Source organism: Pseudoruegeria sp. SK021, from assembly GCF_002119405.1.
Taxonomy (GTDB): domain Bacteria; phylum Pseudomonadota; class Alphaproteobacteria; order Rhodobacterales; family Rhodobacteraceae; genus Meridianimarinicoccus.
The window spans coordinates 1-5049 of record NZ_MTBG01000074.1 but is presented as its reverse complement, the minus strand read 5'-3'; the positions used below and the strand labels follow the sequence as shown (position 1 = coordinate 5049).

General features: G+C 48.7%; 4 protein-coding genes. All 4 read left to right on the top strand.

Annotated elements, in window-relative coordinates; translation table 11 throughout:
- A partial coding sequence (locus BV911_RS18355; protein WP_139840022.1) for an IS3 family transposase occupies positions 1-201 on the top strand: 201 nt, incomplete at its 5' end.
- 90 nt (positions 202-291) lie between these two features.
- Positions 292-1164, top strand: coding sequence for an SIR2 family protein (locus BV911_RS18350; RefSeq protein WP_086055001.1), 873 nt, complete (start codon positions 292-294; stop codon positions 1162-1164).
- Positions 1165-1174: 10 nt separating this feature from the next.
- A complete protein-coding gene (locus BV911_RS18345) occupies positions 1175-2872 on the top strand; it encodes an ATP-binding protein (protein ID WP_086055000.1) in 1698 nt (565 codons plus the stop codon).
- A gap of 66 nt (positions 2873-2938) precedes the next feature.
- A complete protein-coding gene (locus BV911_RS20145; RefSeq protein WP_240512363.1) occupies positions 2939-4552 on the top strand; it encodes an exonuclease domain-containing protein in 1614 nt (537 codons plus the stop codon).
- Positions 4553-5049: the final 497 nt, after the last annotated feature.

Here is a 5049-nt window from a genome sequence, read left to right as displayed (position 1 = left end):
ACGATAAACGGCCTATTCAAAGCTGAGGTCATTCATCGCCGTGGCCCCTGGCGCAGCTTTGAAGCCGTCGAATATGCCACCCTCGAATGGGTCGACTGGTTCAACAATCGCCGCCTGCTGGAACCTATCGGGAATATCCCGCCCGCTGAGGCAGAAGCAAACTTCTATGCTGCTATGGAAAGATCAGATATGGCCGCGTAACTAAGACAATTCAGCCTCCGGCAAACCCGGCGCGGTTCAGGGCTCACAAAATCTGTAGTTGGCGCGCTTACTGGAAACGATCGCGCCGCGATGGATGAAGTACTTTCTGCCTCTGACTTGACCTATGATGGTGCAAACGGACTGCCCAACATCGAAGAAATTTCAGATTTGGTGATTGCTTATCATGCGAACAACCCTCTCCAAAAATATCAGCTGCTCAAAGAGAAAATACGAGAGTTGGTCCGAGATGTAATTCTGGGCGTTACGAAGCCTGACATTTCCAATCAAGTAGCGTTCCTACAACGCCTAAAATCAAGAGCTTATGAGCGTCCAACAAACGTGTGGTTCTTTACGACAAACTATGACCTCTTGATTGAGGATGCCTGCGCCGAAGTTGGCTTGAAATTGGTGAATGGTTTTGTCGGTGCCACAACTCGGCATTTTTCGGAGCTAGAATTCTCGATGGTGTCTGGCGAGACATCGGGTTCAACTTTCAAGCCAGAAAATGGCTTAACAATTCGCTTGTTAAAGCTTCACGGGTCGGTGTCCTGGTACCGGCGAGACAATCGAATTTTCGAAGCAGCTCCAAGCGCTATTATCGACCAGGATGCCAGGTGCATGGTCCTACCGAGGCGGACCAAAGTGATTGAGACTTTGTCGCGCCCGTATGATCGCCTCTTTCATGTTTCAAACTCGATCTTAAGTGGCCGCTGTAAATACCTTATCTCATCGGGTTTTAGCTTTGGCGACAGTCACATTAATGACAGCTTGATGACTCCCCATATTTCATCTGGAGGCATATCGCTCTCCAATTTCTGCGAAGTCGAACCACAAGGCCTTAGTGATTTACGCGCTAGGCCAAATGTACTCCATGTTTGCAAGGACAAAAAAGTGATTGGTGGGCGTGAGCATGCCGAGAGTAGCGATGCATGGAAATTCAGTAAGTTTGTTGAACTTTTTTAGGGGGTAGAATTTGAAACATCAGATCGGAAAAGTGATTGAGGTCAAAGGTGATACGATAGCCGTCGCACTAATGGATTTCGATGGTGAGAATGACGTTGGTGTCCCCGAAGAGATGGCAGTGGATGTCGCTACACCCGACGGTCCAGTAAATATCTTAATAGGCCAACCTGGTTCGTTTGTAGAATTGTCTTTGCCCAATGGTACTTTGCTTTGCTTGGTTACAGAAACTCGGATGAGGGAGGCCAATATTGGAGCGACTGAAGTTAAAGCAACAGTCGCTGCAGGAGATTTTGTTGTGGATCAGGTCTTGAGACAACTCGTAACGATACCGATTGGAACTATGGATGCATCCGGAGAATTTGAGCGAGGAACCAATGTTTTACCAACGGTAAATGCGCCGGTTTTCGCGGTACTGCCATCGACGATCAACAGCATCTATACTAGCTTTGCAGAAGGCGACTTCTCGTTAGGAAAACTATCTCTCCTTCCAGAGCAAGATGCAAAAATGAACCTTGATGCGTTCCTTAGCCGTCATGCCGCCATCTTAGGTCAAACCGGTGGTGGAAAATCTTGGACAGTTGCGTCGGTTTTGCAGAAGATCGCAGCCTTTCCTCAGTCCACAGTACTACTCCTAGATCTACATGGTGAGTATGCTCAGGCGTTTGGTGACGAAGCTGAAATCATTTCGGCCACTGATATTGAAATGCCATATTGGTTGATGAACGCTGAAGAAATCCTGTCTCTAATGATAGATCGGGCCGAGTCCAGTGCTCCAAACCAGAACGCAAAGTTTAAGGAACTTTTGCAGGCTGCAAAGGAAAACCATCCTGAGAATGCCGCTCTTGAATTGGAAAAGGTGACCATCGACACACCAGTGTACTTCGACCTCACGGAAATTATCGACGAATTCACACGTCTTGATATCGAGATGGTTCAAGGTTCTACCAAAAAAGTTAAAGGCCCGCTTCACGGGCAGTTTACTCGCCTTCTTATGCGGCTTGAGTCACGGCTAAACGACCGACGTTACGACCTTATTTTTAAACCTCAGACATATAATACCAGCGCCTCAATGGATGACCTATTCCGCAAGCTGCTTGGTGAGGAAAACTCAAATCGCAAGAAGATTGTCGTTCTTGACCTCAGTCCAGTGCCTTTCGATGTTAGGGGCTCTTTGATTTCCTTAACATTGAGATGCTTGTTTGATTTCTCTTACTGGCATAGCCGTCTCAAAGGTTCGCGCTTTCCGATCTCGATATTTGCAGATGAAGCACACATCTATCTGAGCGACTCTGCGTCAAATCAAGCACCGAGAGAGTCCGCTGAAAGAATTGCCAAGGAAGGTCGGAAATACGGCATTAGCCTCACGGTGATCAGCCAGCGGCCCAGAGAGATGTCGTCCACAATTTTGTCGCAGTGTGGAAGCTTTTTGTGCCTTCGAATTTCGAACCCAGATGACCAAGCATATGTCCGTAATCTGCTACCAGACTCGGTACGAGGAATAACATCGATGTTCTCCTCTTTGAGACGTGGCGAAGCGATCCTCATAGGCGACTCTATGATTATGCCCACTCGCATTAAAGTTGATAAACCTAACCCCACCCCTGACAGCGCCGATGCATCTTTCACCGCCTTATGGAGTGAAGAACCTACTGAACTGGATGTTGCGGGAGTGTTGGCAACTTGGAGAAATCAGAAGGTTCCTAGCTAGAGCTGGTGCCTCGAAGAGAGGAATTTAAGTGTTGGATATTATTTGGATGCTATTTCGGAGGACAGCGTGTTTGGCATTTTCAAAAGATTTTTAGGCGGTCCGAAAGCTACTGGTGACGTGAAAAGCGCCACACGATCTCCGCATGCAAATGTCAAACAGCTGCATTCGACAGAGGCTGCCAGCGTAGTAGATTTCGAGCTGGATAGCAGGGACAGACTAGAAGCGATGTCCGTCGAGATGCCTGATGGCGATTACTTTACTCTACTTGAGAAATTGCAAAGCGCAATCTCCGAGAAACGATATGTCGAGGCTGCAGAAGCAGCCCATTTGAGTATCGCCCCGCTCCGAGACTGGTTGAGCGACCCTAGGGGAGATGGACAGCGCCTGCAGCTCCGTATTCCAGCGTTGCAGCAAGGCGGCACTATGATGGCCTTAACCGGGGACATTGAAGGGCTTTTGAAAGTTCGCGATCTTACAGAAGAGTTCGACTACCTAGAGACGTATAGGCCTGACGCCGTGAAACATCTAAAGTCTTTAGAACTTTTTGATCGCATTCGGCAACTTGTCTCATCCAAGCCAGGCTTGCTGCAAAACAATGTTAAGGTGGAACTCGACGAGAATGATGGTCGTCATGTCAGCAACCTAGTCGCCTGGCTAGTGAAATCCGGGGAGATATCTAGGATAAAGAGCGGTGAGACTTATGCGCTCAGCATAGCGGAAATTTCTTCCCCTTCAATCCACGCTGATTTGTTAGATGAAGGTGCGTTTTCTCCCCCCCACACGCTTCCTGAAAGAGGCATCATAATTGATTTTCAAGTTTTTCTGGAACAGACTTATCGATTTGTGGCCCTAGATGTCGAAACCGCAAATCGGCAACATAGCAGCATATGCCAAGTCGGATTAGCAATGGTGGCCACTAATGGTGACATCAAAACCATCAGCATCCTTGTTGACCCTGAACAAGGTTTTGAACATTTCAATGTCAATCTGCACGGCATTGACGAAACAACAGTAAAAGGCGCTTCTTCGTTCGAGGAAGTCCTACAATTCTTGCGGCCGTTGCTAGAGCGACACATACTTGTACAACACAGTAATTTTGACAAGCAGGCGTTCAACGCTGCCAGTAAATTCTATGGCGTTCCAGAACTGAGAGCGACTTGGGTAGATAGCGTTCAAATTGCACGTAAAGCCTGGCCAGAACTGAAAGGCAATGGCGGTCACGGCTTGGCTAGCTTGAAGACTCACCTGGATCTAAAGTTTGAGCATCACAACGCTGAAGAGGATGCTCGCGCAGCTGCTGAAGTTGTTCTTTTGGCAGAAACGGTAACAGGTGAAGACTTCTCGGAACTGGCAAGGTCAAGGAAACAGAAATACCAAACTTCAGTCGCTGTTTCAGGCAATCAAAATGGTCCACTTTACGGTCATGTTGCGTGCTTTACAGGGCAACTAGCGATGTCGCGTGTGGAAGCAGCTACTTTTGCTGCCGGAGCTGGGATCACAGTCAAAACAGGCGTTTCTAAGAAGGTAACGCTGCTGATCGTCGGTGACCAAGATATGTCGACGTTAGCAGGACATAATAAAAGTAGTAAACATCGACGTGCGGAAGAACTGCAGCGTGATGGTCATGAAATTAGAATTTTGGGAGAAACGGAATTTCTTAAGCTGATCGCGATCGACTGAAAGTCAGCTTACAGAAAGCTGCATCGCAGTGTCCTGAACGTCGGTGAAAGGCAGGACTGGTGAAGGTTTTCTGATGCGGGTCGCGGCGTGACGGAGCAGTTTGTCGCGACTACGACCTGCGTTGGAAAACCTCCCAAGGTGGAAGCCGTGGGGGTCTTGGATCAGTCTATGGGGAAGGAGCGCCGACGGTTGAGGCGACGGTTGCGCCCCAGATGCCGCTGAATTTGTGACAGGCGCTTGAGACTGCCAAAATCTTGCTTGACTGCCCCAGTAACGCTGCTGGTTCTGATATTGCGGAGGCCGTGCGCCTGGTTGAAGATGGACGCGAGCGTGCAGTTTGGGCGTAACCGCTCCATTGTGGCCGCCTGCCTGATTTCCGGATGATTTGCTAAGATACGTGCTTAACGACGTCCTTTGCGACGTGTCTTAGGTGGGGTCAGTGATGCGTGGTGAGATACTTGGGTTTGAACGTCGACGCCGTTGGAGCGACGAGGAGA